At 44.6% G+C, this 25,298-nt stretch carries 28 protein-coding genes; 17 read left to right on the forward strand and 11 right to left on the reverse strand.

The annotated features are described in order from the left end of the window. Positions 1-28 precede the first annotated feature (28 nt). Positions 29-367, forward strand: a complete 339-nt coding sequence (fdx, locus tag A8O14_RS02375; protein WP_068948044.1) for an ISC system 2Fe-2S type ferredoxin — start codon at positions 29-31, stop codon at positions 365-367. A 173-nt stretch (positions 368-540) separates the two neighbouring features. On the opposite strand, the gene A8O14_RS02380 is transcribed toward fdx, so the two are convergent. Further along, on the reverse strand, positions 541-1,422 hold the full coding sequence (locus tag A8O14_RS02380) for a LysR family transcriptional regulator (protein ID WP_068948045.1): 882 nt from the start codon (positions 1,420-1,422) through the stop codon (positions 541-543). A gap of 139 nt (positions 1,423-1,561) precedes the next feature. Here A8O14_RS02380 and soxC point away from each other — a divergent pair, with 139 nt between their 5' ends. From soxC to A8O14_RS02425, 9 genes are all read left to right on the forward strand, one after another. Continuing rightward, complete coding sequence (gene soxC, locus A8O14_RS02385; RefSeq protein ID WP_068948046.1) at positions 1,562-2,821, forward strand: sulfite dehydrogenase; 1,260 nt, start codon at positions 1,562-1,564, stop codon at positions 2,819-2,821. Then, positions 2,811-3,350: a c-type cytochrome gene (locus A8O14_RS02390; RefSeq protein ID WP_068948047.1), complete on the forward strand. Its 540-nt coding sequence runs from the start codon at positions 2,811-2,813 to the stop codon at positions 3,348-3,350. The genes soxC and A8O14_RS02390 overlap by 11 nt, the downstream gene beginning before the upstream one ends. Before the next feature lie 101 nt (positions 3,351-3,451). Next, positions 3,452-4,183, forward strand: a complete 732-nt coding sequence (locus tag A8O14_RS02395; RefSeq protein ID WP_068948048.1) for a succinate dehydrogenase/fumarate reductase iron-sulfur subunit — start codon at positions 3,452-3,454, stop codon at positions 4,181-4,183. After that, complete coding sequence (locus tag A8O14_RS02400) at positions 4,180-4,530, forward strand: succinate dehydrogenase (protein ID WP_068948049.1); 351 nt, start codon at positions 4,180-4,182, stop codon at positions 4,528-4,530. The genes A8O14_RS02395 and A8O14_RS02400 overlap by 4 nt, the downstream gene beginning before the upstream one ends. Next, entirely contained in the window at positions 4,527-4,886 is a 360-nt protein-coding gene (sdhC, locus tag A8O14_RS02405) for a succinate dehydrogenase, cytochrome b556 subunit (RefSeq protein WP_068948050.1), read from the forward strand. Before A8O14_RS02400 ends, sdhC begins: the two co-directional genes overlap by 4 nt. A 10-nt stretch (positions 4,887-4,896) precedes the next feature. Further along, positions 4,897-5,772, forward strand: coding sequence for a fumarate hydratase (locus A8O14_RS02410; protein ID WP_068948051.1), 876 nt, complete (start codon positions 4,897-4,899; stop codon positions 5,770-5,772). Positions 5,773-5,783: 11 nt separating this feature from the next. After that, complete coding sequence (locus tag A8O14_RS02415; RefSeq protein ID WP_068948052.1) at positions 5,784-6,395, forward strand: fumarate hydratase C-terminal domain-containing protein; 612 nt, start codon at positions 5,784-5,786, stop codon at positions 6,393-6,395. Further along, positions 6,392-8,131 (forward strand): L-aspartate oxidase, encoded by a 1,740-nt coding sequence (locus tag A8O14_RS02420; protein WP_068948053.1) that lies wholly within the window; start codon positions 6,392-6,394, stop codon positions 8,129-8,131. Before A8O14_RS02415 ends, A8O14_RS02420 begins: the two co-directional genes overlap by 4 nt. A gap of 31 nt (positions 8,132-8,162) precedes the next feature. Next, positions 8,163-8,873 (forward strand): sulfite exporter TauE/SafE family protein, encoded by a 711-nt coding sequence (locus A8O14_RS02425; RefSeq protein WP_216234259.1) that lies wholly within the window; start codon positions 8,163-8,165, stop codon positions 8,871-8,873. A 55-nt stretch (positions 8,874-8,928) separates the two neighbouring features. Here the strand turns inward: A8O14_RS02425 and A8O14_RS02430 are convergent, their stop codons facing one another. Then, positions 8,929-9,912 carry a Bug family tripartite tricarboxylate transporter substrate binding protein gene (locus A8O14_RS02430; RefSeq protein WP_068948054.1) on the reverse strand — a complete coding sequence of 328 codons (984 nt, stop codon included), beginning with the start codon at positions 9,910-9,912 and terminating at the stop codon, positions 8,929-8,931. A gap of 203 nt (positions 9,913-10,115) precedes the next feature. Here A8O14_RS02430 and A8O14_RS02435 point away from each other — a divergent pair, with 203 nt between their 5' ends. The 6 genes from A8O14_RS02435 to A8O14_RS02460 are packed head-to-tail and all read left to right on the forward strand — an operon-like array spanning position 10,116 to position 15,400. Continuing rightward, positions 10,116-11,045, forward strand: coding sequence for a hydroxyacid dehydrogenase (locus tag A8O14_RS02435; protein WP_068948055.1), 930 nt, complete (start codon positions 10,116-10,118; stop codon positions 11,043-11,045). Then, positions 11,017-12,054, forward strand: coding sequence for an Ldh family oxidoreductase (locus tag A8O14_RS02440; protein WP_068948056.1), 1,038 nt, complete (start codon positions 11,017-11,019; stop codon positions 12,052-12,054). Before A8O14_RS02435 ends, A8O14_RS02440 begins: the two co-directional genes overlap by 29 nt. A gap of 33 nt (positions 12,055-12,087) precedes the next feature. Then, entirely contained in the window at positions 12,088-12,369 is a 282-nt protein-coding gene (locus A8O14_RS02445; RefSeq protein WP_216861540.1) for a flagellar biosynthesis protein FlgA, read from the forward strand. Between the two features lie 39 nt (positions 12,370-12,408). Continuing rightward, on the forward strand, positions 12,409-13,581 hold the full coding sequence (locus A8O14_RS02450; protein ID WP_068948058.1) for a UxaA family hydrolase: 1,173 nt from the start codon (positions 12,409-12,411) through the stop codon (positions 13,579-13,581). Positions 13,582-13,591: 10 nt separating this feature from the next. Next, positions 13,592-14,311 (forward strand): GntR family transcriptional regulator, encoded by a 720-nt coding sequence (locus A8O14_RS02455; RefSeq protein WP_068948059.1) that lies wholly within the window; start codon positions 13,592-13,594, stop codon positions 14,309-14,311. Positions 14,312-14,329: 18 nt separating this feature from the next. Further along, complete coding sequence (locus A8O14_RS02460) at positions 14,330-15,400, forward strand: YeiH family protein (protein WP_068948060.1); 1,071 nt, start codon at positions 14,330-14,332, stop codon at positions 15,398-15,400. A 10-nt stretch (positions 15,401-15,410) separates the two neighbouring features. On the opposite strand, the gene A8O14_RS02465 is transcribed toward A8O14_RS02460, so the two are convergent. The 9 genes from A8O14_RS02465 to A8O14_RS02505 form a co-directional block, all read right to left on the reverse strand. Further along, complete coding sequence (locus A8O14_RS02465; protein WP_068948061.1) at positions 15,411-16,754, reverse strand: sulfate adenylyltransferase subunit 1; 1,344 nt, start codon at positions 16,752-16,754, stop codon at positions 15,411-15,413. Continuing rightward, positions 16,754-17,677 carry a sulfate adenylyltransferase subunit CysD gene (gene cysD, locus A8O14_RS02470; RefSeq protein WP_068948062.1) on the reverse strand — a complete coding sequence of 308 codons (924 nt, stop codon included), beginning with the start codon at positions 17,675-17,677 and terminating at the stop codon, positions 16,754-16,756. Before cysD ends, A8O14_RS02465 begins: the two co-directional genes overlap by 1 nt. A 36-nt stretch (positions 17,678-17,713) precedes the next feature. After that, positions 17,714-18,469, reverse strand: a complete 756-nt coding sequence (locus tag A8O14_RS02475; protein WP_068948063.1) for a phosphoadenylyl-sulfate reductase — start codon at positions 18,467-18,469, stop codon at positions 17,714-17,716. 150 nt (positions 18,470-18,619) lie between these two features. Beyond that, on the reverse strand, positions 18,620-19,561 hold the full coding sequence (locus tag A8O14_RS02480; RefSeq protein WP_068948064.1) for a CysB family HTH-type transcriptional regulator: 942 nt from the start codon (positions 19,559-19,561) through the stop codon (positions 18,620-18,622). Between the two features lie 14 nt (positions 19,562-19,575). Then, positions 19,576-20,664 carry a sulfate/molybdate ABC transporter ATP-binding protein gene (locus A8O14_RS02485; RefSeq protein WP_068948065.1) on the reverse strand — a complete coding sequence of 363 codons (1,089 nt, stop codon included), beginning with the start codon at positions 20,662-20,664 and terminating at the stop codon, positions 19,576-19,578. Further along, on the reverse strand, positions 20,661-21,533 hold the full coding sequence (gene cysW, locus A8O14_RS02490; protein ID WP_068948066.1) for a sulfate ABC transporter permease subunit CysW: 873 nt from the start codon (positions 21,531-21,533) through the stop codon (positions 20,661-20,663). Before cysW ends, A8O14_RS02485 begins: the two co-directional genes overlap by 4 nt. Continuing rightward, a complete protein-coding gene (gene cysT / locus A8O14_RS02495; protein WP_068948067.1) occupies positions 21,533-22,369 on the reverse strand; it encodes a sulfate ABC transporter permease subunit CysT in 837 nt (278 codons plus the stop codon). The genes cysW and cysT overlap by 1 nt, the downstream gene beginning before the upstream one ends. 154 nt (positions 22,370-22,523) lie before the next feature. Continuing rightward, positions 22,524-23,528 (reverse strand): sulfate ABC transporter substrate-binding protein, encoded by a 1,005-nt coding sequence (locus A8O14_RS02500; protein ID WP_068948068.1) that lies wholly within the window; start codon positions 23,526-23,528, stop codon positions 22,524-22,526. 43 nt (positions 23,529-23,571) lie between these two features. Next, complete coding sequence (locus A8O14_RS02505) at positions 23,572-24,231, reverse strand: RBBP9/YdeN family alpha/beta hydrolase (protein WP_068948069.1); 660 nt, start codon at positions 24,229-24,231, stop codon at positions 23,572-23,574. Positions 24,232-24,385: 154 nt separating this feature from the next. On the opposite strand from A8O14_RS02505, the gene epsC reads away from it, so the two are divergent. Next, positions 24,386-25,294, forward strand: a complete 909-nt coding sequence (gene epsC, locus A8O14_RS02510) for a serine O-acetyltransferase EpsC (protein WP_068948070.1) — start codon at positions 24,386-24,388, stop codon at positions 25,292-25,294. Positions 25,295-25,298: the final 4 nt, after the last annotated feature.

Below are 25,298 nucleotides of genomic sequence, written 5' to 3' on the forward strand. Positions count from 1 at the left end.
AAAGATCAATACAAACCAAATAAAAACTATGACCCAAATCGTTGTTCTTCCCCATAGTGAATATTGCCCAGAAGGTGCAGTGGTTGAAGTCGCGCCTGGCACTTCAATTTGTGAAGCGCTACTTGAGAATGACATTCCCATCGAGCATGCTTGCGATATGGTCTGTGCTTGCACAACCTGTCATGTGATTGTGAAAGAGGGCTTTAGTAGTCTTAATCCTCCTGATGAGAACGAGGAGGATATGTTGGATCGTGCTTGGGGCCTTAACCCTCAGTCCCGTTTATCTTGCCAAGCCATCGTGGCAAGGCAGGACTTGGTGATTGAAATCCCCAAGTACTCGATTAATCACGCTAAAGAGAACCACTAAAACAGATCAATTCCTGCACTAAAACAGGGCATTTGGTTCAAATCCATGCATTTGGCTCAAAAGACCAAACTACAGATCGCTAATATGGAGTTGTTCATTCTGTAGTTTGATTTATGCAATACCTCCATAGATTTCTTTTAAGCCATCCTTCGGGGTGGCTTTTTCTTTGTGATTTATTTTTTAGCGCCAATTAAAAATTGTTGCTTAATCATTTGTGTGACATTTTGGCGAGTGTGTTTCTTGCGCTCAAGTAAGCCTACTTTTCTAAAAATCGTTTTTCCTTCAAGCTCATGAATGCTCAGTTGTCGATCAGAAGACCAAGTAATATTGGCTAGTTTTGGAACGATCGAATAGCCAAGGCCTTGTCGTACTAATTCAATAATGGCTTCCACAGAGTTGAGCTCCATACCTTCCTGAATAGAGAGCTTATTCGCTTTGATGGTTTGATCTACCAGGTGACCTGTCCAGGTATTCCGTTCAAAACGAATAAAGGGTAGGTTCGATCCAATTGGAGAGACGCTTTCTTTGTGCTTTGACTTTGATGCTGGGGTGATTAGAATCATTGGCTCCTTATAGAGCTCAGTCCACTGTACGTTCTGAGGTAGAGCATAGGGTGACTCGGTCACAATTGCAGCGTCAATACTGCCTTCTAGTACTTGATCTAGAAAATCACTTGATAGGCCAGCAATCAGTTTGACTTCTAGGCTTGGAAAGTTTTGTTTTAATTCGTTTAACGTTTTTCCGAATGCGCCCATAAGGGTAGAAACCAGCGCACCTAAAACAATCGTACCGCTAAGGTCGGATTTCAAGTGAGAGCCAAGTGCCTCATAACGCGCCACAATTTCTTGTATAGGCTCAATGAGTGATCTTCCGTGCGCATTTAATGATAAGGAGCGCTTCGTGCGATCAAATAATTCAAGCCCAATTTCTTTTTCCAGCTGTTGTAATTGCTGACCAGCTGCGGCTGCTGTGAGGCCAATTTCTCTGGCGGCAGCTGCAACACTCTTATACCTAGTGATTGCAAGGAAGTTTTTGAGGGTTCTGATGCTGGACATGATTTTGATTATAAGGAAGGGTTTTATCTGATAGAAAGTAATTTTTAATCCAGAAAATAATATTTAGCCGTCTAATAATTGATGGTAAGGTGTTAACAAGATTTTGAACCTCAGTGAAGCTATTGGAGACGAGCTATATATGAGTAGCAAGAAAGACGTATCTGTGCGACGCAACTTTTTGAAAAAAACTCTCATTGCTGGGTCGGTTGTTGGTGGAGCGGTCACCTCGAAAATTGCACTTGCTCAAAATAGCGAATCCAATTTTTTAGTTGTTGATCCTTGGACTAAGACTCAAGGATCAGGATTTATAAATCCTCCCTATGGATTGCCTTCAAAGTATGAAAAGAATGTGGTGAGAGTTCTTCCCAATCCTGTGCCCACCTTCCCAACAGGATCGAGAACACCATTGCAAAGTTTGCACGGCATCATTACTCCCAATGGCCTTGTATTTGAGCGCCATCATGCGGGTATTCCTGACATCAATCCTGATCAGCACCGCCTGGTTATTCATGGAATGGTAGATCGTCCGATGATTTTCACTATGGAAGATATTGTTCGCTTTCCATCTGAATCACGAATCTATTTCTTGGAATGTTCTGGCAATAGCGCAGCCGAATTAAAAAAAGCCACCGGAAAGACTGCTCAAGAAATACATGGCTTGCTTTCCTGTTGTGAATGGACTGGTGTTCGTCTCTCTACAATTTTGCAAGAATGCGGCGTTCAGAGTTCTGCTAAGTGGGCTTTGGCAGAGGGGGCTGATGGCGCCGCAATGACGCGTAGTATCCCCATGAGCAAAATGATGGATGATGCCCTATTGGTATATGCCCAAAATGGTGAGATGTTGCGGGCAGAGCAGGGTTACCCATTGCGACTATTTTTACCGGGTTTTGAGGGAAACATGAGCATTAAGTGGCTACGCCGAATTAAATTAGGCGATGCACCTTGGCAGACGCGCGAAGAAACTTCGGCATACACAGATCTTCTGCCCGATGGGAAAGCCGAGCAATTTACATTTGCGATGGATGTGAAGTCAGTGATCACGCAGCCATCAGGAATGATGAAGCTCAAATTAAAGGGCTTCTATGAGATTTCAGGGGTTGCATGGTCTGGCAACGGCAAAATTAGATCTGTTGAGGTTTCAACTGATGGCGGTAAATTCTGGTCTCAAGCAATTCTTCAGGAGCCTGTGATGGATAAGTCCTTAGTTCGGTTCCGTTTTCCATGGGTTTGGGATGGCGCACCAGCGGTATTGATGAGTCGTGCTGTTGATGCCAGCGGCGATGTTCAGCCCACAATGGATGCCCTATTGAAAGCAAAGGGCGCCAATATTTTTTATCACAACAATGCTATTCAGCCATGGCGTGTAGCGGCAAATGGTGAGATCACAAATGATCGATAAATTCATTTGGAATAAAGTTTTACTTAGTGCCACCTTATTTGGGCTAATCACTGCTTGCTCTTCTGGCTATCAGGTTAAGGGATCTACAGGTCTTGGTAAGCCCATTACTGAAGATCAACTTCAGGCGTGGAATATAGATGTCAATGGAGCTGGCGTGGGTTTACCAGTGGGCTCAGGTTCAGTTGCTGCGGGCGAGGTAGTATTCCAACAGCAATGCGCTTCTTGCCATGGCGCTCAAGGTCAAGGTGGTGTAGCCAATCGATTGGTGGGTGGAGGGGGTCTGAATACGGCAAGTCCAATAAAGACGGTTGGTAGTTATTGGCCGTACGCTACAACTATCTTCGATTACACCCGCCGAGCAATGCCTCATAATGCGCCCCAATCATTGAGTAACGATCAGGTTTATGCTGTCACAGCTTATATTTTGTATTTGAATCAGATCGTCCCAAAAGATTCTGTGATGAATGCGCAAACATTGCCATTAGTAAAGATGCCCAATCGGAATGGTTTTATACCTATAGAGCGTTAAGGCACCCCTCAAAATCCCCTATCTTTGAGATAAATAAATACTTTATCTCAAAGAAAAATTAATTCGATTTATTTTTTACTATCCATCAATATAATGAGGATATGTCAAATACTGATCTCAAAGTAAGGGTATGGCGCGGCTCCCAAGAGGGGGAGTTTGTAGAGTACTTGGTGCCACGTAACCCAAATCAAACGGTTTTGGATGTCGTTACCTACATTCAGAGAAAGCTCGATCCTACTTTGAGTTATCGCTTTGCTTGCCGAGTGGGTATGTGTGGTTCTTGTGCAATGACTGTAAATGGCGTTGCACGCTGGACATGTCGTACTCATGTATCTCAAATTCTTCAAGGCGATTCATTAGAAATTGCCCCCTTAAACAACTTGCCTGTCATTAAAGACCTCGCAACGGATATGCGAGAGTTTTTTAATAAATGGAAGGGTGCGGTTGGATTCTTCAAAGGTAGCCAAACTCGCCATGATGATTTTGCAAAAGTTGAGCCAGATTCTAAAGAGCGTCAATTAGCCAATGCCGGAATTGAATGTATTGGGTGTGGAGTTTGCTATGCATCTTGTGAGGTAGTTGAGTCTAGGCCCAATTATCTTGGACCTGCTGCACTCAATCGGGCTTGGACATTAACGAATGATGTGAGGGATGTTCAGCAGCTGGAACGTATGCGTGCGGTCGCTGGCGACGCTGGTTGCCATGCCTGTCATACGCAAGGCTCTTGTACCGAGCGTTGCCCCAAGGCTATTGAGCCAACGGCCAGTATTGCAGGCTTGAAGAAACTGATTGCTAAGGCTGCCGTACGCGGAAGTAAATGGGGTAAGTTATGAGTACCGGAGTATTGCAAGCTAAGCTTTGGTATGCACAAAGAATCAGCGCAATGGTGCTAGGTCTTTGCGTGGCAATTCATTTGGTGATTATTTTCTATGCCATCAGAGGTGGCTTAAGTGCGCAAGAGATATTAGGCCGCACTCAAGGCAACATATTATTTGCCATTTTTTATGAAGTATTTGTCTTGGCATGTTTTGTACATGCGCCAATTGGCGTTGCAAATATTTTGCAAGAGACTTTACCTAAAAGTGGGTTATCTAAGCCTCTAGCTTGGATCTTAGCTTTCCTGATATTGGTTCTTGGTACGACTGCAGTGATTGGTGTATTTACGGGTGGTCAGATATGAGCTCTAGACCAAAGTTAGACTACCGCGCTAAAAGCCATCTATCGTATTTCGCCTACGCATGCCATCGTTTTTCTGGCTTGCTCTTGGCTTGCTTTATTCCTTTGCACTTTCTGATGCTATCCCAATCGCTGCGAGGTGCACAGGGCTTCGAGAAATCACTGGCTTTAACTGATTTTTGGGTCTTTAAGTTCGGAGAGTGGGCTTTAGTGATCTTATTGTCAGTGCATTTAGCTGGCGGGATTCGCTTGCTCATGATTGAGTTTGGTCCATGGAGGGGATTACGTAAGAGCTGGATTCAGGCTTCCATTTTGTTCGCTATTGCTTGCGGACTTTTGTTTTTATATTTTGCTAATTGATTAGGTTGATATGCAATTACAGATGAATTTAGTTGAAGAGGCTTGTAAAGAGCTCTACATTCGAGCCCTCAAGGTTTTGCCTGATGATATTAAGGCGGGGATTGATCGCCTGGATAAGGCAGAAACAGATTCACGTGCTCAAGTTGTTTTAAAGACCATGATTACGAATATTTCAGTAGCAGAGCGCGAAGACAATCTCCTTTGCCAAGATACGGGCCTACCGATCTACAACGTCAAGATTGGCCGTAATGTGCAATTTGATGGCATGGAATTAAAGGCCGCTATTCGCAAGGGCTGTGAGCGTGCTACTAAAGAGTACCCATTGCGCTCATCGGTTATTCATCCTATTACACGTAAAAATAATCACACCTCTTGCGGCATTGATATGCCAGCCATTCATATTGATTTTTTTGATACGTCTGAGTCGGTAGAAATTGAAATGGTCCCCAAGGGAAGCGGTTCAGAAAATAACTCCTTTCTAAAAATGGCAATCCCTGCAGAGGGTATTCAGGGTGTTAAAGCATTTGTGATTGAAAGTGTAGTTTCTGCTGGTGGCAAGACCTGCCCGCCAACTATTGTGGGGGTTGGTATTGGCGGAACCTCAGATCAGTGTGTGGCAATGGCTAAACGCGCGGCAACTCGTGAGTTAGGCAGTGTATGCAGTGATGAAGAGGGCGCGAAGCTGGAGAAGGAGCTCAGCGCCGCTGTAAATCAACTGGGCATTGGGCCTCAAGGTTTAGGTGGTGACGGGACGGCTTTTGCGGTTCAAGTAGAGTTGGCTCATACGCACATTACTTTAAATCCTGTAGCAGTCAATATGCAGTGTCACTCAGCACGTAGAGCACGTGCAACCTTTACGCCCAATGGCGTGACTTACGGATTCTAGGAAGGCGGCAGATGGCACATTACAACCTTGCTACACCAGTGAGCGAAGAGGATATTCGTAAGCTACGTATTAACGATACCGTTACCTTACAAAATACCTTGTTTGGTATTCGTGATGCGACTCAGATACATATGTTTGATCATGATCGTAAGACACGATTTGATTTAAATGGTCATGCAGTGATTCATACGGCACCGAATGTTCGTAAGGTACCAGTAAGTACCCAGTTCCCTGCGGGGTATGAGCCTATTTGCATTGGTACAACTACCTCAGATCGTATGGAGCGATTCACGCGTCCATTGATGACACAAAACGGTGTGCGTATGATTGTGGGTAAAGGTGGCATGCGTGAGGGTTCTGCAGATGCATTCAAAGAGATAGGCGGCGTTTATCTGGCTATTATTGGCGGTACTGCAGCCCTTGAAACCACCTGGATCGAGCAGATTGAAGATGTCGATATGGATGATCTCAATCCAGAATCTTTATGGCGCTTCAAGATTAAAGATTTTGGCCCACTGTTAGTAGCAATGGATAGTCATGGCGGTAGCATCTATCAAGAAGTGAAAAGTGACGTTGCTAGTAAAAAAGAGGCGGTACTAAAAAGCCTTGGGATCACTTCATGAGTTCGACTCCAACAATACCAACAATCGATACTGATATCTTGATATTGGGCTCTGGAGGTGCGGGGCTTTTTGCTGCCTTACATGCCCATCAAGCAAGTCCAAATTTAAATATCACGATCGCTGTCAAAGGATTGCTAGGCAAATGTGGCTGTACGCGCATGGTGCAGGGCGGTTACAACGTCGCACTTGCAGAAGGTGATTCTGTCGAGCGCCATTTTATGGATACGATTGAAGGAGGCAAGTGGCTCTCCGATCAAGATTTGGCATGGACGCTTGTCAGTAAAGCGGTTGAGCGTATTCATGAATTGGAAAATGAATTAGGCTGCTTTTTTGATCGCAATCCTGACGGTACAGTTCATCAAAAAGCATTTGCTGGTCAAACATTTGACCGCACCGTTCACAAAGGCGACCTAACGGGCATTGAGATTATTAATCGCCTGGCCGAGCAAGTATGGTCAAGGGGTATTAATCGACTTGAAGAACATCGTGCAATTGAATTAATTCATAGCAAGGATGGTAAATCGCTTGCGGGTGTTTTGATGCTCAACATGCAGACGGGGCAATTTGTTTTGGTCCGAGCTAAGGCTGTCTTGCTCGCTACTGGTGGTGGTCCCACTATGTACAAATACCATACCCCATCTGGTGATAAGAGCTGTGATGGCTTAGCAATGGCATTACGTGCAGGACTCACCCTGCGGGATATGGAAATGGTGCAGTTTCATCCCACTGGCTTATTGGCGGGTCCTGGAACTCGTATGACCGGTACGGTGCTGGAAGAGGGTTTACGTGGAGCTGGCGGATATTTGCTCAACGGTAATAAAGAGCGCTTTATGGGTAATTATGACCCACGCAATGAGCGCGCTACCAGAGACATCGTTTCTCGCTCGATTAACTCTGAAATTCGTGCGGGGCGTGCAACTCCTAATGGTGGTGTCTATATCCAAATGAGTCATTTAGGTCCAGAGAATGTACGTAAGCAATTCAAGGGAATGGTTGAGCGTTGCGCTGACAGCGGGTTTGATTTAGCAAATGATTTAGTGGAAGTGGTGCCAACTGCGCACTACATGATGGGCGGTCTTGTATTTAAAAAGGATTGCAGTACCGAGCTTCCTGGATTGTTTGCGGCTGGCGAAGACACTGGTGGGGTACATGGCGCCAATCGTTTGGGTGGTAATGGCGTTGCCAACTCAACTGTATTTGGTGGCATTGCAGGTGACGCAATGGCCCATTGGGTTGCCACTCAGCAGTTAAGTGAATGCAATATGGATGAGGTGATGGCAAGCATTCAAGAGCATGAAGCACCATTAAAACAGTTGCCTGGCGATATTGAATCTATACGAGATGCTTTGGCGGAGTGTATGTGGGATGACGTGGGCATCTCTAGAACTCGCGAAAGTCTATTGCGTGCAAGCCAAACTTTAAAGCAGTTGGGCTCCCAATTGAAGCAAATGGGGGTAGGTGATATTCAGCGTGAATACAGTAACACTTGGCAAGATTGGATGAATTTACAAAACCTCATTCTGGTAAGTCAGGCTGTGACTCAAGCAGCGATTGCCCGCGAGAATTCGAGGGGCGCTCATTATCGTGATGATTTCCCTGAGCCGGGCTCGCTTGAGGATTCTTATTACACCGCTGTCAATTTCAATAATGAAGAGTTAAAGATTGAAAATCGTCCCGTGCAATTTACGATGATCAAGCCTGGGCAAACTATCTTAGTTGAGGCTTATCATTTTTGATCTGATTGAGCCTATCCAGTTTGCTTTGGCGATGCTGGTCATCTTTGTTGCCTATTTTATTTTTGGTATCTCAGGGTTTGGATCATCCATCATTTCCGTACCTTTGCTAGTACAGATGTATCCGTTGAAGTCGGTGGTACCGATGATGGTTATTGTTGACATCTGCGCCTCTTTATATGTCGGCAGAAAATCCTCAAAAGATGCCAATTTCAAAGAGTTAAAGTGGCTTTTTCCATTTAGCTTGATTGGCATGATCCTGGGTATTTATTTACTAGTAAAGGCGCCAAGCGAGCCTTTGCTGATTACCTTGGGTTGCTTTGCTGCGATCAATGGTGTTCGAGTCCTTTGGCAGAGAAATACAGAAATGCGCGAACCCATTAGTAAGTGGTGGGCAGCGCCATTTGGATTCTTTGGAGGAACCTTTACGGCACTTTTTGCTACGGGTGGGCCGATTTACGTCTCCTACCTCGGTTTGCGCATCAATGATCCAAAGGCATTGCGCGCCACAATGGCGTTTGCAATATTCTCTTTGACCTTTTTGCGCCTGACCTTAATGTTGGTTACTGGTTTGATCCTCAGTTGGCCAGTCATTGGTCTGGCAATTTGCTTGATGCCCGCAACCTTTTTAGGAATTTGGTTGGGTACTCATGTCCATACCAAATTAAGTAATGCCGCTATGCGAGTGGCATATGGTTCGATTCTGGTTTTTGCTGGAACAATGCTATTGATTCGGCAGCTCTAAAAAACAAGGGGCGAAATCTTCGCCCCTTGAAATTGATCTGAGTGCTGGTATTAAATTACTGAGCGCTAATATTTCTACCCTTAATGACTTTCTCCCAAACAACGGATTCAGCCTTCACTTGAGATTCAAAATCTTTTTGATTGTTGACTACTGCTGTCAGACCATTTAAATCTAAGCTTGCACGTAATGCCTCAGAATTGACTGCTTTAACAGTGGCGGCATAGATCTTGTCAGTAATTGCCTTAGGCGTGTTGGCTGGTGCCACCAAACCAAACCAACCAGTAGATTCAAATCCGGGGATTCCTGACTCAGCAACAGTCGGAACATCTGGCAATTGTTTGGAGCGCTTAAGGCTTGTAACTGCTAATGGTTTGATTTGCCCAGCCTTAGCAAAACCAGTAGCTGCGGTGAGGTTACCCACCATAAAGTCAATTTGTCCAGCTACCAAGTCGTTAAGTGCTGCAGATTCCCCTTTATAGGGTACGTGTGTTGCTGGTATGCCGGCGGTATAGGTAAAGTTTTCTTCAGCCATATGAACCTGGCTGCCAATACCGGCAGAGCCAAAATTCAGATCTTTGGTTTTGGCGTAAGCGATAAATTCAGCTACATTTTTAACCGGTATCTTGTTGCTTACTGATAAAAGCATTGGGCCGCTAGCTACATTAGTAATGTAAACAAAATCCTTGGCATAGTTAACGGGTAATTTTTTATATAAATTAGGATTTACTGTGAGCATGCTGCCAGAGGCAAGCATGATGGTGTAGCCGTCAGCAGCGGACTGTGCAACATACTCTGCTGCAATATTGCCACCAGCGCCAGGCTTATTTTCTACAATCACGTTTTGACCTAGGTCTTTAGATAATTGTTGGGCTAATAATCTCCCCAATATATCTGTGGTTCCGCCAGCAGCAAAGGGGATAACCAGCTTGATGGGTTTGGTAGGCCAATTTTGCGCCATCGCTACTGATGAAGCTAGTAACAATGAGCCTGCAATTAATAGAATACTTTTGCCTAGCTTGCCGATATGTTGCTTAAACATACTTACTATCTCCGATGGTAATTTGATCTAAATATCTTATCTGCATTTGCAGCAAAAAATTCATTCAGTCTCTATTTGTTAGTTATAAGCTTATGTGTTGCTAGTGTCTCCTCCAGCCATCGGTTGGTGCGATTTCGTTTGAAATTGCGCTAACCAATAATTGGGGTATTGCAAGATATCTAAATCATCTATATGATCTAGATATGTCATCCATTTTGATCTCTGAGTTCATCACAAGTCAAGCCCTAGAAACCCTGCGTTCTAAGCATGCGGTGGTTTATGAGCCTGAGCTATATAAAGATCGACCAGCACTAATTGCTGCGTTGCAAAAAATTGATGCGCTCATTGTGCGTAATCTCACTCAGGTGAATGAAGAGATATTGCTTGGTGCTCCAAATTTAAGAGTGGTTGGTAGGCTTGGAGTTGGCCTAGAGAATATTGAATTGCCTGCATGCGCAAAACGCAATATCAAAGTTATTCCAGCAACCGGTGCAAATGCAGAGTCTGTTGCTGAGTATGTTGTTGGCGCTGCAGTTGCATTAACTAGGGGATTCATTCCCGCAACGATTTCAACCTTGAAGGGCGAATGGCCTCGCCCCCGTTTTTCTTCATACCATGAGTTTTTGGGTAAATCCCTTGGCATTGTTGGTTTTGGAAGTATCGGAAGAGTGGTGGCTAAAAAGGGAAATGCTTTTGGTTTGCAATGCATTGCATATGATCCAATGCTATCTGGTGGTTCTGTGGAGCTGGATGGTTTTTCAGTGCCTTTGCTACCTTTAAATGAACTGCTCGCACAAAGTGATGCTGTCACTTTGCACCTTCCTTTCTTGCCTGAGACAAAAAATCTATTTAATGCTTCCACTCTCGATCAAATGAAGCATGGCGCTTGCCTTGTGAATACTGCTCGTGGCGGTATTGTTGATGAGAGAGCGTTGGCAGAGCGTTTGCGCTCTGGTCGTTTAGGTGGTGCCGCTATGGATGTATTCGAAAGTGAGCCAGCAAAGGACTTAAGTCATTTTGTTGGCATCGAAAATCTTATTTTGACTCCGCATGTAGCGGGTGTAACGCATGAAAGTAATGAGCGCGTCAGTCAAATGATTGCCGATGAAGTCAATCTATTTTTGGGGGTCTAGGGTGAATCTGTCTTATCAAGAAATGCTTGAGTTGGCTTCATCTGGATTAAGGGCGGCCGGCATTGGAGAAAAAGCAGCATATGAGACTGCGCAATTTTTGGCATTGGCTGAGCTTGATGGACTAGCTTCTCATGGATTAGCCCGCGTATCTCAATATGCTGGACATGCCAAAAATGGTCGTATTGAGTTATCACCAAAAATTAAGGCGCGTCCATTCAAGACCTCAGCCGCATTGGTTGATGCCTGTGATGGGCTTGCATTTCCTGCGCTGCGTTTTGCAACTGATCTATCTGTTAATTTAGCGTCCAAAACTGGAGTTGGTCTAGTTGCCGTTACCAATAGTCATCACTTTGGTGTTGCGGGGCATTTTGCTGAAGCTGCAGCTCGTGCTGGCTACATCTCTTTATTGTTTGGTAATACACCGGCAGCTATGCCGATGGTGGGCGGCAGTAAAGCATTGTTTGGTACCAATCCTTTAGCTGCTGCATTTCCAGTTGCTAATCAAGATCCACTCGTGATTGATATGTCTCTTTCTGCGGTAGCCCGTGGCAAGTTATTGGTAGCAGCTAAAAAGGGTGAGTCTATCCCTGAGGGTTGGGCATTGACTGCTGATGGTAAGCCAACTACCGATCCTAACGAAGGACTCAAGGGATTAATGGTGCCTCTTGGCGGGGATAAGGGTGCCTTACTTGCCCTCATTATTGAGTTGTTAGTTGTAGGTTTGTCTGGAAGCCGTTTTTCATATGAGGCAGATTCTTTTTTTGATGCCAAAGGTAACCGCCCTCGCATCGGACAGCTCTTATTAACAATTGATCCGGGTTTAGCGGGTGGTCAAGTATTTGCAAGCAAGATGCAGGAGTTTTTGAAGACTTTAGCATCCGATGCGGGAACTCGAGTTCCAGGGCAAAGACGTTTTAAACAGCGTGCATCAGGCTTTAAAGATGGCATCAATGTTTCTGATGTAGTTGTAGAAGAAATTCGGGCTGGCATTCGTCAGTCATGGAAATAGCAGTCATTTAATGGGATTAAAGAGGAGAAGATCATGATCCATTTTGTCGTGCATGAGCCAGGAGATGGCGTAGGTGTTGTGGTGGTTGAAGGCGTGAAAGCTGGAGACGACTTGATTGGTTGGGTAATGGATGGTGATTTAACACTCAATATGAAGTCTGAGAGTGATATTCCAATCGGTCACAAAATTTCTTTGAATGACTTCAAGCCAGGCGATACGGTGATGAAGTATGGCGTTGATATTGGAAAAGTAGTTGCCCCGATTAAAAAGGGTGAGCATCTGCATGTTCAAAACGTTAAAACTAAGCGCTGGTAATCCAGGCCCTTATTCACCTATTCATTGAGAAAGAAAAAAATGATTAATTTGAAAGACGCGACCTTTATGGGTTACCGCCGTGAAAACGGCCGCATGGGCATTCGTAACCATGTATTAATTTTGCCTTTGGATGACTTGTCTAATGCAGCTTGCGAAGCGGTTGCAAACAACATTAAGGGAACTCAGGCTATTCCTCACTCCTATGGCCGTTTGCAGTTTGGCGCTGACTTGGATCTACACTTCCGTACTTTGATCGGAACTGGTGCTAATCCAAACGTTGCTGCTGTAGTGGTGATTGGTATTGAGCCACAGTGGACCAAAATCGTGGTTGATGGCATCAAAGCTTCTGGCAAGCCAGTAGAAGGTTTCTGGATTGAGGGCAATGGGGATACTGCAACGATTGCTGCGGCAAGTAAGGCTGCTTACAAAATGATGAAGCATGCATCCAAGCAACAACGCGTTAAAGCACCATTGTCCGAGCTATGGGTATCTACAAAGTGTGGTGAGTCTGATACCACTTCAGGTTGCGGCGCAAATCCTACAGTTGGCGATGCATTTGACAAGCTCTACGGCATTGGCTCAACCTTGGTATTTGGTGAGACTACTGAGTTAACCGGTGGCGAGCATTTGGTAGAGGCACGTTGCCGCACTCCAGAAGTGAAGAAAAAGTTCCGCGAAATGTTTGATCGCTATCAAGATGTGATCGAGCGTCATAAAACTAGCGACTTATCTGACTCACAGCCAACTAAGGGCAATATCGCCGGTGGTTTAACTACGATTGAAGAAAAAGCCTTAGGAAATATTCAGAAAATCGGTAAGAAATGTATCGTTGATAGTGTCTTAGATAAGGGTGAGGAGCCAAAGATCTCTGGCTTGCACTTTATGGATTCCTCATCAGCTGCTGCTGAGATGGTGACTTTGTGTGCTGCTGCTGGATTTGCCGCTCACTTCTTCCCAACAGGCCAAGGCAACGTCATCGGTAACGCAATTCTTCCGGTCATTAAGATTTGTGCCAATCCAAAAACAGTTCGTACGATGGGTGAGCACATTGACGTTGATGTGTCAGGCCTTTTGCGTCGTGAAGAGAATATGGATCAGGCAGGTGATAAGTTATTGGAGTGCCTATTGCGCACTGCTGATGGCGAATTGACTGCCTCTGAGATTCTCGGTCACCGTGAATTTGTATTGACGCGTTTATACGAATCAGCGTAAGTCTTACAGCATGAAATCCCTGACCGCTTATCAAGAAGTAAAGCAGAAGATCACCGAAGATCTGGTCAGGGGTCGTTATCCCATGGGGCAGGCATTGCCTGCCGAAAAGGATTTATCAAAAGAGTTAGATGTATCTATAGGAACCCTGCGCAAAGCGGTAGATGAGTTGGTTGCTGAAGGCATTGTGGTTCGTCGCCAAGGCAGGGGTACCTATGTTGCTGAGCATGACCTCAAGCGTTTGCTCTATTACTTTTTCCACGTTGTCAAACATGATGCCGACAAAAAAATTAACCCAAGGGTTGAGCTGGTTTCGTTGACCAGTGCCGTTGCAAACAAGGAAGAGGCTAGTAAGCTCGAGATTAAAGAAGGTGCCGCAGTATGGCGCCTCGTCAACTGCCTTTATCTAGACGATAAATGCGTCATGATTGATCAGATTACGCTTGATAAAAGGCGTTTTCAAAAACTGAACCGAGCTGATTACATTAATCGCGAGGGCAGCATTTACCAGTTGTACCAAATGAAATATGGCCAGACTGTTGTTCGTAGTAGTGAGCGCTTAAGAGCAGGGCTTGCAAGCAAGCAGCATGCTGAGTGGCTTGGTATTAAGCCCAATGCTCCTGTATTGTTTATACGAAGAGTAGCTCTTGGTATCCAGGATGATCCTATTGAGTGGCGTGTATCCACATTAAATACAGATCAACATGAGTATTTTAGTGAATTGATTGCTTAAGTTTTCGACATCAAAGTAATGCAATTTATCAAAAATATTCCGGGAATACTGTTTTCAACAGTAGTTGCCTTGGTGGCTATCGAGATGTCTGGTAGATACCCAGCTTTGGGCAAAAGCGGTTTAAGTATTTTGACCCTAGCTATTTTGATTGGCATTGCAATAGGCAATATGCCAATTTATAAATTTTTGATTTCTTATTGTGGTGCTGGAATTAATTTCTCCAAGCAAAAAGTCTTGCGCCTCGGAATTATTTTGTATGGTTTCCGATTAACTTTTCAAGATATTGGCGAGGTAGGCTTTAGTGGAATTGTGATTGACGCCTTTATGTTGACATCAACTTTCGTTTTGGCGGTATATCTAGGTATGAAGTATTTCAAATTAGATCGAGATACTTCAGTCTTAATTGGCGCGGGAAGTTCCATCTGTGGTGCTGCTGCAATTCTTGCCACTGAGCCTATCTTAAAGGCCTCAAATGAGCGAGTTGCTGTAGCGATTTCGACGATCGTGATATTTGGTACGCTATCTATTTTTATTTACCCAGTGATTTACTCATATTGTTTATTCAATTACGCAGAATATTGCGGCCCAGAGAAATTTGGAATTTATATTGGCTCAACTATCCATGAGGTAGCACAGGTGGTGGCGACGGCTGATGCGATTGGCGAGGATGTTACCAATACTGCAGTCATTGCAAAAATGGTTCGTGTCATGATGTTGGCACCGTTTTTAATTGCGGTATCTGCCCTAGTTTCTTTTTGGGAAAAATCGAAGAATGTGCCAGGATCTGGTGATATTGAGGCTAATGCCAAGAAAAATTCCTTTGGACAATTTTTCCCCGTATTTGCTATCTTCTTTTTAATTGCGATTGGCATTAATTCAACAGGCTATATCAGCTCATCGATGCGTACCAATTTAATTTATTTAGATAACTTCCTGTTAGCTTTAGCTATGGGTGCGCTTGGTCTCACCACGCATCTTTCGGCAGTAGCGAAGGCAGGAATTAAACCCTTGCAGTTAGCTGCAGTTTTATTTGTGTGGCTAGTGATTGGTGGCGCAGTGATCAATACTGCGGCAGGCAGATTTCTATAAACCGGTTGGTTTATTGTGAAACTGCCTCACGAATCATCCCGGCAGCAACCGTATGATTAGTTGCCTCATCAATCAAGATGAAAGCGCCAGTGCGTTGAGACTGATCAAACAAGTCGGCAACGATTGGTTTTTGCAGAATGAAATCCACACGGCCAATTTCATTAGTCGAGAGTGCATGAATATCACTTGCATTCGAAAGCGTTTGAACATCTAGAACTTGTTGAATATTCTTCACTTTTGCGCCAACAGTATTGGTAGTGTGACGTAAAGCATATTTACGGCTTAACGAGAGAGGTTCGCTATCTAACCAGCACAAATCAGCTGAAAGTTGCTTACTCAATACTGGTGGTTTGCTGTCATCAGCGCTAATGAATAGAGAGCCACGGGAGATATCAATATCTTCTGCTAGTTGAATCGCAACGGCTTGTCCAGTTTCGGCTGAATCTACAGCGTTGCTTCCATTGGTTTGCTTGCTGCTTGAGCGATTACCCAAATAGATCTCGGCAACGGTCGCTTCGGAGCCACCTGGTAACACCTTGATTTTCTGGCCTTTGTGAATACTGCCCGATTCAATTTCACCCAGGTAACCACGGAAGTCATCAGAAGCGCTGCCATCTTGACGGGCCACATATTGCACCGGGAAACGTAAGGCGAGTTTTTCAGATTCAGGGCTGGTGTCCAAACTTTCTAACCATGCAAGCAAAGTAGGTCCTTTATACCAAGGTGTATACTTACTGGCAGTAACCACATTAGCGCCCAATAGAGCAGAAATCGGAATCAAAGTAGGCTTTGGCAAACCAATTTTCTGAGCGAGATCTTCAATAGAAGTTTTAATGGTGTTGTAGATCTTCTCATCAAATTCAAATAAATCCATCTTATTAATAGCAAACACCACATGACGCAATCCCAATAAATGCACAATGGCCGCATGACGTTTGGTTTGTGCCAATAAAGTCGCTGGTGTAGTGCTTAGATCAACACGAGTTGCATCAACCAAAATCACAGCTACATCAGATTGTGATGCGCCAGTAACCAGGTTGCGAGTATATTGCTCATGACCAGGAGCATCAGCCACAATGAACTTGCGCTTCGGTGTTGAGAAATACCGATACGCCACATCAATCGTGATGCCTTGCTCACGTTCGGCCTCAAGGCCATCGGTCAAGAGGGCTAAGTCAACTCCAGCGTCAGATGAGGTGACACGAGCATGCTTAGTTTTTGAAAGAGACTCTAGTTGGTCTACCAAAATAGACTTAGTGTCATATAGTAGGCGACCAATAAGTGTGCTCTTACCATCATCGACGCTACCAGCGGTAATGAAGCGCACAACGTTTTGATTTTGATTGGTAGTCATTAGAAGTAACCTTCTTTCTTACGGCGCTCCATTGAGGCCTCATTGGTTTGATCATCCATGCGAGTTGCACCTCGTTCGGTGATTTCAGTAATTGCTGTCTCGGCAATGATCTCTAGTGGGTTGGCGGCAGTACTCAAAACTGGGCAGGTGCAGCTGATGTCGCCAACGGTACGGAAGCGGACGCTGAGAATTTCACTAATGTCACCAGGTGCCTTTGGTGTCACATCGGTCACAGGTACCAAAAGATTGTTCTTCTTTACTACTTCACGTTGATGGGTGTAGTAGATACTCGGTAAAGCGAGGTTTTCACGGGCGATGTATTGCCAGATATCGAGCTCAGTCCAATTAGAGATTGGGAACACGCGCATGTTTTCGCCTTTGGCGATGCGGGCGTTATAGAGATTCCAGAGCTCGGGGCGCTGTGCCTTAGGATCCCATTGGCCAAATTCATCGCGGAAAGAGAAGATGCGCTCTTTAGCGCGAGCCTTTTCTTCATCACGGCGTGCGCCACCCATGAGGGCATCAAATTCGTACTCAGCGATGGTTTCAAGCAGGGTTACAGCTTGTGCAGCATTGCGTGAATCGGTTTCTTTGCGAAGGCGCACAGTCCCTTTTTTGATGGAGTCCTCAACGTGACCAACGATGAGTTTCACACCAGTATTTTTGACAACATCATCACGATACTGAATCACTTCAGGATAGTTATGTCCTGTATCGATATGCAAAATGGGGAATGGTAGCTTTACAGGGCGATCACCAAATTGGAAGGCTTTACGAGCTAAATGAAACATCACAATCGAATCCTTACCACCCGAGAAGAGCATTGCTGGATTTGAGCATTGCGCAACCACTTCTCGAATGATGTAAATCGATTCGGCTTCTAGCCAATCTAAGTGATCATCAAGTAATTTTTGTTCTGACATGCTGTAAGTTATTTCTACTAAGTTTTAATGAATAAGTTATTTATTAACGTGCAAGCCGCACTCTTTGCTATCGCTTTGTAGCCACCACCAGCGGCCAGCCCGAATATCCTCGCCCTTCTTTACCTGGCGGGTGCAGGGCTCACAGCCAATGCTAGGGTAGCCTTTGAGATGTAGCGGGTGGATTGGGACGTTCTCTTGTTTAATGTAAGCCCAGACATCGGCTTCACTCCAATCAAACAAAGGATTGAACTTGGCAATACCTCTTACATCATCTAGTTCTTCTAAATTGAGTTCTGTGCGAGTAGTAGATTGCTCACGACGTTGACCGGTTATCCAGGCATCGGCACCAAGCAATGCTGCATTCAGTGGTTTGATTTTGCGTGCACCACAGCATGCTTTTTTGGGTTCTTCACCCTCATAAAAACCATTCATGCCATATTGATCGATAAAAGCCTGTACATCACTTTCTTGTGGATACACTTTTTCAATAGCTAGGCCGTAATGATCTTCAGTCGTTTTGACCATATCAACGGTTTCTTGATGCAGACGACCAGTAGCTAAAGTAAATAACTTAATCTTTGCATTGGCTTTGCTAATCGCATCTGTTACCACCATATCTTCTGCAGCCAAGCTCGTTGCAAAACGAACATCAGAAAAGCGCTGAGAAATATCGCTTAAGCGCTGCTTTAAAGTGGCAGACTTTTGTGCAAGTTCCGCTGGCGATAAGACGCTTGGTGGAATGGACCAAAAGGTGGGTTTTTCGAGAGAATTTTGTAGGTTTTGCTGGGTCATTTACTTGCTCCGAGAGGGAAGCAAATAGGCGCTTCCAACTCTGACACAGCAGTTTATTGGCTATTCTTATTACTTACAAATATATATAAGTCATCTTTTTATACTCAAAAGTAATGGAAAAAGAGGGTTTTGAAGCCCCATAACCGCTTTTTAGTCTAAGTCGATGTCAGATTCGGGTTTGAGGGCTGCCTTGACCTTGGCTTCATCGAGCTTGGGTGAGCATAACTCTATGAATTCATAGGCAAAACCTCGCAAGAAGTAGCCTTTTCTCAGGGCAATACGGGTGGTGTTGTCTTCAAAGAGATTGCCCACATCCAAGAGGCTGAGCTTGGTATCACGATCCGATTGATAAGCCATGGAAGCGATGATGCCAATTCCAAGGCCTAACTCTACGTAGGTTTTGATCACGTCAGCATCGAGTGCAGACATCACGATGTCTGGAGTAATGCCAGCTTTAGAAAAAGTTTCATCAACCGATTTTCTACCAGTAAATCCTTCGTGATAGGTCACGATGGGATATTCTGCAATTTCTTCTAAAGATAAATTCTTTTTACCTTCGAGTGGATGGCCTTTTGGAACGACTACTGTGTGATGCCAAGAGTAATAAGGGAAGGTGACCAATTCTGGAATGCCTTCTAAAGCTTCAGTAGCAATGCCGATGTCCGCGCGACCCTCAAGCAATAACTCAACAATTTCTTGTGGACTGCCTTGATGAAGTGCAAGGTGTACATTCGGAAATTTTTTCTTAAACTGACTAACTACATTTGGCAATGCATAACGCGCTTGCGTGTGGGTTGTAGCGATTGTCAGCTGCCCTTTATCGGCCTGGCTAAACTGCGCTCCCAACTGCTTAATATTTTTGGTATCGAGCAAGATGCGTTCAACGATCGTTAGTAGCTCTTTGCCAGGCTCTGTAAGGCCTAGGAGGCGCTTGCCTTTGCGAACAAAAAGCTCTACTCCCAATTCATCCTCTAAATCCAGAATATGTTTGCTAACGCCAGACTGTGAGGTAGCCAGAGCGTTACCAACCTCAGTCAGGTTGAAATTACGACGGACAGTTTCGCGAATGATACGCAGTTGTTGAAAGTTCATGGCGACCTATTGTCTTAATTCTTGGATAGTTTTTCGAAAACGCGTAATTGTGATGGAACAATTCTAACTTGCTGACCTTCAACCAGACCACGTTTTACTACTTCGATCTTAGGAAGCTCTACTTCATAGAATTGCTGAGCATATTCGCCACCGCTTGATGCTGCGGAGAGTTCAATACGAGAATTCAATCCAAAAGAGAGAATGCGATCTATTTTGGCTGGTACCCCATCACTTCGACTATTGTCGGCAACAATATCGAGTTCATGTGGGCGTGCAAACGCCATCACCGATGCGCCTTGAGAAATACTGCTGGAGTAGTTGTGCTCGAGCTTGTCATTTCCTACTTGAATGCCTTCGCCCTCCACACGACCATGAAATAAATTCACATTGCCCAAGAACCCATATACAAAAGGAGTGGCAGGATGTTCATAGACTTCATCTGGACTGCCGATTTGCTCGACATTGCCTTGGTTCATGAGCACTACACGATCAGCTACTTCGAGCGCTTCCTCCTGATCGTGGGTTACGAAAATTGAGGTGATATGGAGTTCATCATGTAATTGACGTAACCAGCGACGCAACTCTTTACGCACTTTGGCATCTAGTGCACCAAAGGGTTCATCTAATAGTAATACTTTAGGTTGCACGGCCAAAGCTCGAGCCAAAGCAATGCGTTGACGTTGACCGCCAGATAGTTGTGCGGGGAAGCGATCATGTAGCCAATCTAGTTGAACGAGCTTTAATAGCTCATGAACTTTGTGCGCGATCTCATCTTTGCTTGGGCGCTCTTTACGATTCTTCACTTGCAAGCCAAAAGCAACGTTATCAAAAACAGTCATATGCTTAAACAGGGCATAGTGTTGAAATACAAATCCCACTTGACGATCGCGCACGGGGGTGGCTGAAGTATCGGCACCATCTAAAATAATATTGCCACTATCGGGGGTCTCAAGACCGGCAATGATGCGCAAAAGCGTAGTCTTTCCACAGCCAGATGGGCCTAAAAGGGCAACTAGCTCGCCCGATGGAAATTCGAGAGAAACATTATTTAAGGCAACAAAGTCACCAAATTTTTTATTAACGTTTTGAACAACAATACTCATAATGGACCTTCGATTGCGGGTGCTGCGTTTGTTTCGGATTCAAGGCGCCATTCCACATAGGTTTTGGCAGCCAGAGTTAATAGTGCTAAGAGAGCCAGTAGGGATGCCACTGCAAATGCAGCAACATAGTTGTATTCGTTGTAGAGAATTTCTACTTGCAGTGGAATGGTATTTGTATAGCCGCGAATGTGACCAGAGACAACTGAAACAGCTCCAAATTCTCCCATTGCACGAGCATTACAAAGAATGACTCCGTATAGCAAGCCCCATTTGATGTTGGGGAGGGTGACATACCAAAAGGTTTGCCAACCATTAGCACCTAAAACGGTTGCAGCCTCTTCCTCTTCGCGACCCTGTGCCTCCATTAATGGGATTAGTTCACGTGCGACAAATGGAAAGGTGACAAAAATAGTAGCCAAAATAATTCCAGGCACGGCAAAAATGATCTTGATGTCATGGTCGGAAAGCCAGCTGCCGAACCAACCTTGGGCACCAAATACCAGTACGAAAATTAAGCCTGCGATGACGGGAGAAACGGAAAAGGGGATGTCAATTAGTGTGATCAGAAGGTGTTTTCCCCTGAAATCAAACTTAGCGATAGCCCATGAAGCTGCAACTCCGAAGATAAGATTCAAAGGAACTGCAATACCTGCTGCGAGCAAGGTTAATTTAATGGCTGACCAAGTATCAGGCTCCGTTAAGGCATTGAAGTAATAGACCCAGCCTTTATGTAGCGCTTCTGCAAACACTGAAAAAAGTGGGAGCAGCAGAAAGATACCAAAGAAGCTTAAGGACAGAAATAAAACAATCGTTTTTACGATTGCAGAGTCTCGTGTTGCGCTACTACGTTCAAAACGCGTCGTACTCATTAGCGAGTCCTCCCCGTTCTTTTCGCAGTCCAGGCTTGCAAGCCATTAATTGCAAGAAGCAAAATCATTGAGATAACGAGCATCACAGAGGCGATCGCCGTTGCGCCAGCGTAGTCGTACTGTTCCAGCTTGGTAATGATCATCAGTGGAGTGATTTCCGAGACCATTGGAATATTGCCAGCAATAAAGATGACAGAGCCGTACTCACCAACAGCACGTGCGAAAGCAAGTGCAAATCCAGTAAGTAAGGCAGGCAAAAGAATGGGTAACACCACCCGTCTAAAGGTTTGCCAACGACTAGCGCCAAGGCTTGCAGAGGCCTCTTCTAACTCTATTTCAATTTCTTCGAGAATGGGCTGTACTGTTCTGACAACAAAGGGAAGTCCAATAAATATCAGGGCAACAAGAACGCCCCATGGGGTAAAAGCAATCTTGATTCCAAGTGGTTCAAGGTATTGACCGATCCAACCATTTTTTGAGTAGAGAGCAGCTAATGCAATACCAGTTACGGCGGTGGGTAATGCGAATGGAAGATCTACTAGAGCATCAACTAAATTTTTACCAATAAAGGTGTAGCGCACAAGAGACCATGCTAGTAAAAGACCAAAGATTGAGTTGATGAATCCGGCTAATAGGGCCATACCAAAGCTAAGTCGATACGATGCCATTACCCTAGGAGAAGTAACTTCAGTAATGAACTCGCTAAAAGTGAGGCTAGTGGTCTTAAAAATGACTGCAGAGAGTGGAATTAAGACGATGATCGACAAATAGGTAATGGTGTAACCAAGCGATAAACCAAAACCAGGGAAGATGCTATTTTTCTTTGCTGAAGACATCCCATCAGTCTAGGGTTTTGCTCCATTAAAGGGAAACAAGAAAAGATCATTAACTTATATGCAAAATGCATATAAGAGGCATGTATCAAGAAAAACAGCCCAGAGAGTGTCGTCTGGGCTGTTTAGGGTTAATTCATATAACTACTAGCGGTGATCATTTAACAATGATTTCATCAAATATACCTCCATCATTGAAGTGGGTCTTTTGAGCTTTCTGCCAGCCACCGAATACTTGATCAATCGTGACAAGCTTCACTTTAGCGAATTGATTTGCGTACTTAGCAGCTACCTTAGGGTCACGTGGGCGATAGTAGTTTTGGGCGGCAATCTCTTGACCCTCTGGGGTGTATAGACCTTGTAGGTAAGCTGTTGCCACCTTACGAGTGCCTTTCTTATCAACTACTTTATCTACTACTGCTACAGGTGGTTCAGCAAGAATGGAAATTGATGGGGTGACGATGTCAAATTTTTCTGGACCTAACTCTTTAACTGCCAAGTAAGCTTCGTTTTCCCAGGCAATCAAAACATCACCAATACCGCGTTCAGTAAAGGTTGTAGTTGCACCACGTGCACCTGAATCTAGAACTTTCACATTGGCATAGAGTTTTTTAACAAAAGCTTTTGCTGAAGCATCATTGCCGCCAGGTTGTTTAAGTGCATATGCCCATGCTGCTAAGTAGTTCCAGCGAGCGCCACCTGAAGTTTTCGGATTTGGTGTAATCACCTCGATACCAGGTTTTGTTAGATCATTCCAATCTTTGATGCCCTTTGGGTTGCCTTTACGTACCAAGAAAACAATCGTTGAGGTGTACGGGGAAGAATTGTCTTTGAATTTCTTCTGCCAGTCTTTGGCTACTAGACCTTTCTCCGCCAGGATATCGATGTCATAAGCTAGGGCGAGGGTTACAACATCCGCATCTAATCCATCCAAAACAGCACGTGCTTGTTTCCCAGAGCCGCCATGAGATTGTTTAATTGAGATATCTTGCCCGGCCGATTTCTTCCAGTCAGCCGTGAAGACTTTGTCGTAGTCCTGATAGAGCTCACGAGTAGGATCGTAAGACACATTCAAAATACTTTGTTGAGCAAAGCTTATAGAGATTAGGCCTATACCCAAGAAGAGTGCGGCTGCAAATTTTGATAAACCAATACGTTTCATTGCAATTCCTTTCAGTAGATGGAAAGAATTTAGAGAAAAACCCTTAAGCAGGGAAGCAAGAAAAAGTGGATTGGTTATCGTTAAATGGAATTAAAGCCGAATTATCTTTAAAAACAGAGGCTTGGGATGATTTATAAGTATGGGCATAGCCTTTGAAATGATAAAAAAGCTTGAGACCATCGGGCCAAGGCCCAAACCCAGAGGCAGTATTAATATGCCCAGCCTCTTTCAATGTAAAAGTGCGGCTACCCCAGCACTCACCCCATAGCCTAGCCTTCGATGCTTGCATCCATGGATCGTTATCACTTGCAATGAGAAGACTTGGTACGGGTAGGGCATGTGCTGGAATTTGTGCGCGAATACTTTCTGATGCGCCAATTCCATGCCAACGCTTAACTCCATTTTGATCAAATCGCTCTGGATCGGCTGGTGCAACAAGCATTAAACCGGCAACTTTCTCTGGATTTTCAATTGCAGCCAGTATGGATGCCAGGCAGCCAAAGCTATGTGCAATAAGCCATGCAGGGGATGTCAGATCAGTTAGGGTGCGACCAATATTAGTTGCCCAGTTGGAGAGGGCGGGCTGTTCCCAGTTCTGGTGAATTCGCTTTGACCCAGGAATTTGGCTCTCCATCCAGCTTTGCCAATGAGCATCCTCGCTACCGCGATATCCTGGAATGATGAGGGTATTTGTATTAGTCATAGTGAATTAGGTCCTCACTGTAATGAGATTGTTCAAAACTTGGAATCAAGAAATTCTGATATCGATATTTAGGAATGCTTATACATAATTCTTAGTTCTGTTATTTCACTTTTAGTCATAAATTTCATTTGTTTATTCATTGCACAAATGTTTTATGTCTAGTCATCATCAGGTTCCTGCCTCATTTCAACTTTCGCGAGTTGTCGCAGATCTTCGCCATTCTCGCGAAGAGACTCATAAGATTCGACACTTAGGAAGGGTGCGTGAACTGCCTTCAAGGGAGGCGCTTGAAGAAGTTTTAAAAGGACTGTTCGCTGCTTTATTTCCTACGCATTACGGCCGGTCTGACTTAACAGATGAGTCTATTGATTTTTTTGTTGGGAGCGTCTTAAGCGTCGCCCTAAATACGCTATCAGAGCAAATTCGTCGGGGTTTGTATTTTTCGTCAAATAGCAATCTAGAGGCAGAGGCCACATTTGATGCTTTAGCGGAAAAACTAACAACGCAATTTGCATCTGAGCTTCCTGCAATACGAGCATTAATAGTGAGTGATATCCGTGCTGCGATGAGTGGGGACCCTGCAGCAACGAGTATTTCTGAAATTCTCTTGTGCTACCCAGGTGTAAGCGCGGCGATTCATTATCGAATTGCCCATGCGCTTTATGAGTTAGGCGCTCCATTGCTGGCAAGGTTTATCTCAGAGATTGCCCACTCCAAAACTGGTGTAGATATACATCCAGGGGCAAAGATTGGTGAAGGCTTCTTTATTGATCATGGGACCGGCGTGGTGATTGGGCAAACTGCCATATTAGGCAAAAACGTACGCCTATATCAAGCGGTAACTTTGGGCGCTAAGCGGTTTCCAGAGGATGACGAAGGCAATCTCATTAAAGGCGCAGAACGTCATCCCATTCTTGAGGATGATGTCGTCATTTATGCCGGCGCTACGGTATTAGGGCGTATCACGATTGGTGCTAGATCAACTATAGGTGGAAATGTGTGGTTAACGAGAAGTGTTCCACCAGATAGCAATATTTCTCAGGCTCAAACCCTTGGGCACTAGCAAC

This window comes from Polynucleobacter wuianus (assembly GCF_001659725.1).
GTDB lineage: Bacteria > Pseudomonadota > Gammaproteobacteria > Burkholderiales > Burkholderiaceae > Polynucleobacter > Polynucleobacter wuianus.

Bases quoted from the DNA above. Each gene is read 5' to 3' on its own strand.
- fdx (WP_068948044.1), top strand. From the start codon at position 29: ATGACCCAAATCGTTGTTCTTCCCCATAGTGAATATTGCCCAGAAGGT.
- A8O14_RS02380 (WP_068948045.1), bottom strand. From the start codon at position 1,422: ATGTCCAGCATCAGAACCCTCAAAAACTTCCTTGCAATCACTAGGTAT.
- soxC (WP_068948046.1), top strand. From the start codon at position 1,562: ATGAGTAGCAAGAAAGACGTATCTGTGCGACGCAACTTTTTGAAAAAA.
- A8O14_RS02390 (WP_068948047.1), top strand. From the start codon at position 2,811: ATGATCGATAAATTCATTTGGAATAAAGTTTTACTTAGTGCCACCTTA.
- A8O14_RS02395 (WP_068948048.1), top strand. From the start codon at position 3,452: ATGTCAAATACTGATCTCAAAGTAAGGGTATGGCGCGGCTCCCAAGAG.
- A8O14_RS02400 (WP_068948049.1), top strand. From the start codon at position 4,180: ATGAGTACCGGAGTATTGCAAGCTAAGCTTTGGTATGCACAAAGAATC.
- sdhC (WP_068948050.1), top strand. From the start codon at position 4,527: ATGAGCTCTAGACCAAAGTTAGACTACCGCGCTAAAAGCCATCTATCG.
- A8O14_RS02410 (WP_068948051.1), top strand. From the start codon at position 4,897: ATGCAATTACAGATGAATTTAGTTGAAGAGGCTTGTAAAGAGCTCTAC.
- A8O14_RS02415 (WP_068948052.1), top strand. From the start codon at position 5,784: ATGGCACATTACAACCTTGCTACACCAGTGAGCGAAGAGGATATTCGT.
- A8O14_RS02420 (WP_068948053.1), top strand. From the start codon at position 6,392: ATGAGTTCGACTCCAACAATACCAACAATCGATACTGATATCTTGATA.
- A8O14_RS02425 (WP_216234259.1), top strand. From the start codon at position 8,163: ATGCTGGTCATCTTTGTTGCCTATTTTATTTTTGGTATCTCAGGGTTT.
- A8O14_RS02430 (WP_068948054.1), bottom strand. From the start codon at position 9,912: ATGTTTAAGCAACATATCGGCAAGCTAGGCAAAAGTATTCTATTAATT.
- A8O14_RS02435 (WP_068948055.1), top strand. From the start codon at position 10,116: ATGTCATCCATTTTGATCTCTGAGTTCATCACAAGTCAAGCCCTAGAA.
- A8O14_RS02440 (WP_068948056.1), top strand. From the start codon at position 11,017: ATGAAGTCAATCTATTTTTGGGGGTCTAGGGTGAATCTGTCTTATCAA.
- A8O14_RS02445 (WP_216861540.1), top strand. From the start codon at position 12,088: ATGATCCATTTTGTCGTGCATGAGCCAGGAGATGGCGTAGGTGTTGTG.
- A8O14_RS02450 (WP_068948058.1), top strand. From the start codon at position 12,409: ATGATTAATTTGAAAGACGCGACCTTTATGGGTTACCGCCGTGAAAAC.
- A8O14_RS02455 (WP_068948059.1), top strand. From the start codon at position 13,592: ATGAAATCCCTGACCGCTTATCAAGAAGTAAAGCAGAAGATCACCGAA.
- A8O14_RS02460 (WP_068948060.1), top strand. From the start codon at position 14,330: ATGCAATTTATCAAAAATATTCCGGGAATACTGTTTTCAACAGTAGTT.
- A8O14_RS02465 (WP_068948061.1), bottom strand. From the start codon at position 16,754: ATGACTACCAATCAAAATCAAAACGTTGTGCGCTTCATTACCGCTGGT.
- cysD (WP_068948062.1), bottom strand. From the start codon at position 17,677: ATGTCAGAACAAAAATTACTTGATGATCACTTAGATTGGCTAGAAGCC.
- A8O14_RS02475 (WP_068948063.1), bottom strand. From the start codon at position 18,469: ATGACCCAGCAAAACCTACAAAATTCTCTCGAAAAACCCACCTTTTGG.
- A8O14_RS02480 (WP_068948064.1), bottom strand. From the start codon at position 19,561: ATGAACTTTCAACAACTGCGTATCATTCGCGAAACTGTCCGTCGTAAT.
- A8O14_RS02485 (WP_068948065.1), bottom strand. From the start codon at position 20,664: ATGAGTATTGTTGTTCAAAACGTTAATAAAAAATTTGGTGACTTTGTT.
- cysW (WP_068948066.1), bottom strand. From the start codon at position 21,533: ATGAGTACGACGCGTTTTGAACGTAGTAGCGCAACACGAGACTCTGCA.
- cysT (WP_068948067.1), bottom strand. From the start codon at position 22,369: ATGTCTTCAGCAAAGAAAAATAGCATCTTCCCTGGTTTTGGTTTATCG.
- A8O14_RS02500 (WP_068948068.1), bottom strand. From the start codon at position 23,528: ATGAAACGTATTGGTTTATCAAAATTTGCAGCCGCACTCTTCTTGGGT.
- A8O14_RS02505 (WP_068948069.1), bottom strand. From the start codon at position 24,231: ATGACTAATACAAATACCCTCATCATTCCAGGATATCGCGGTAGCGAG.
- epsC (WP_068948070.1), top strand. From the start codon at position 24,386: ATGTCTAGTCATCATCAGGTTCCTGCCTCATTTCAACTTTCGCGAGTT.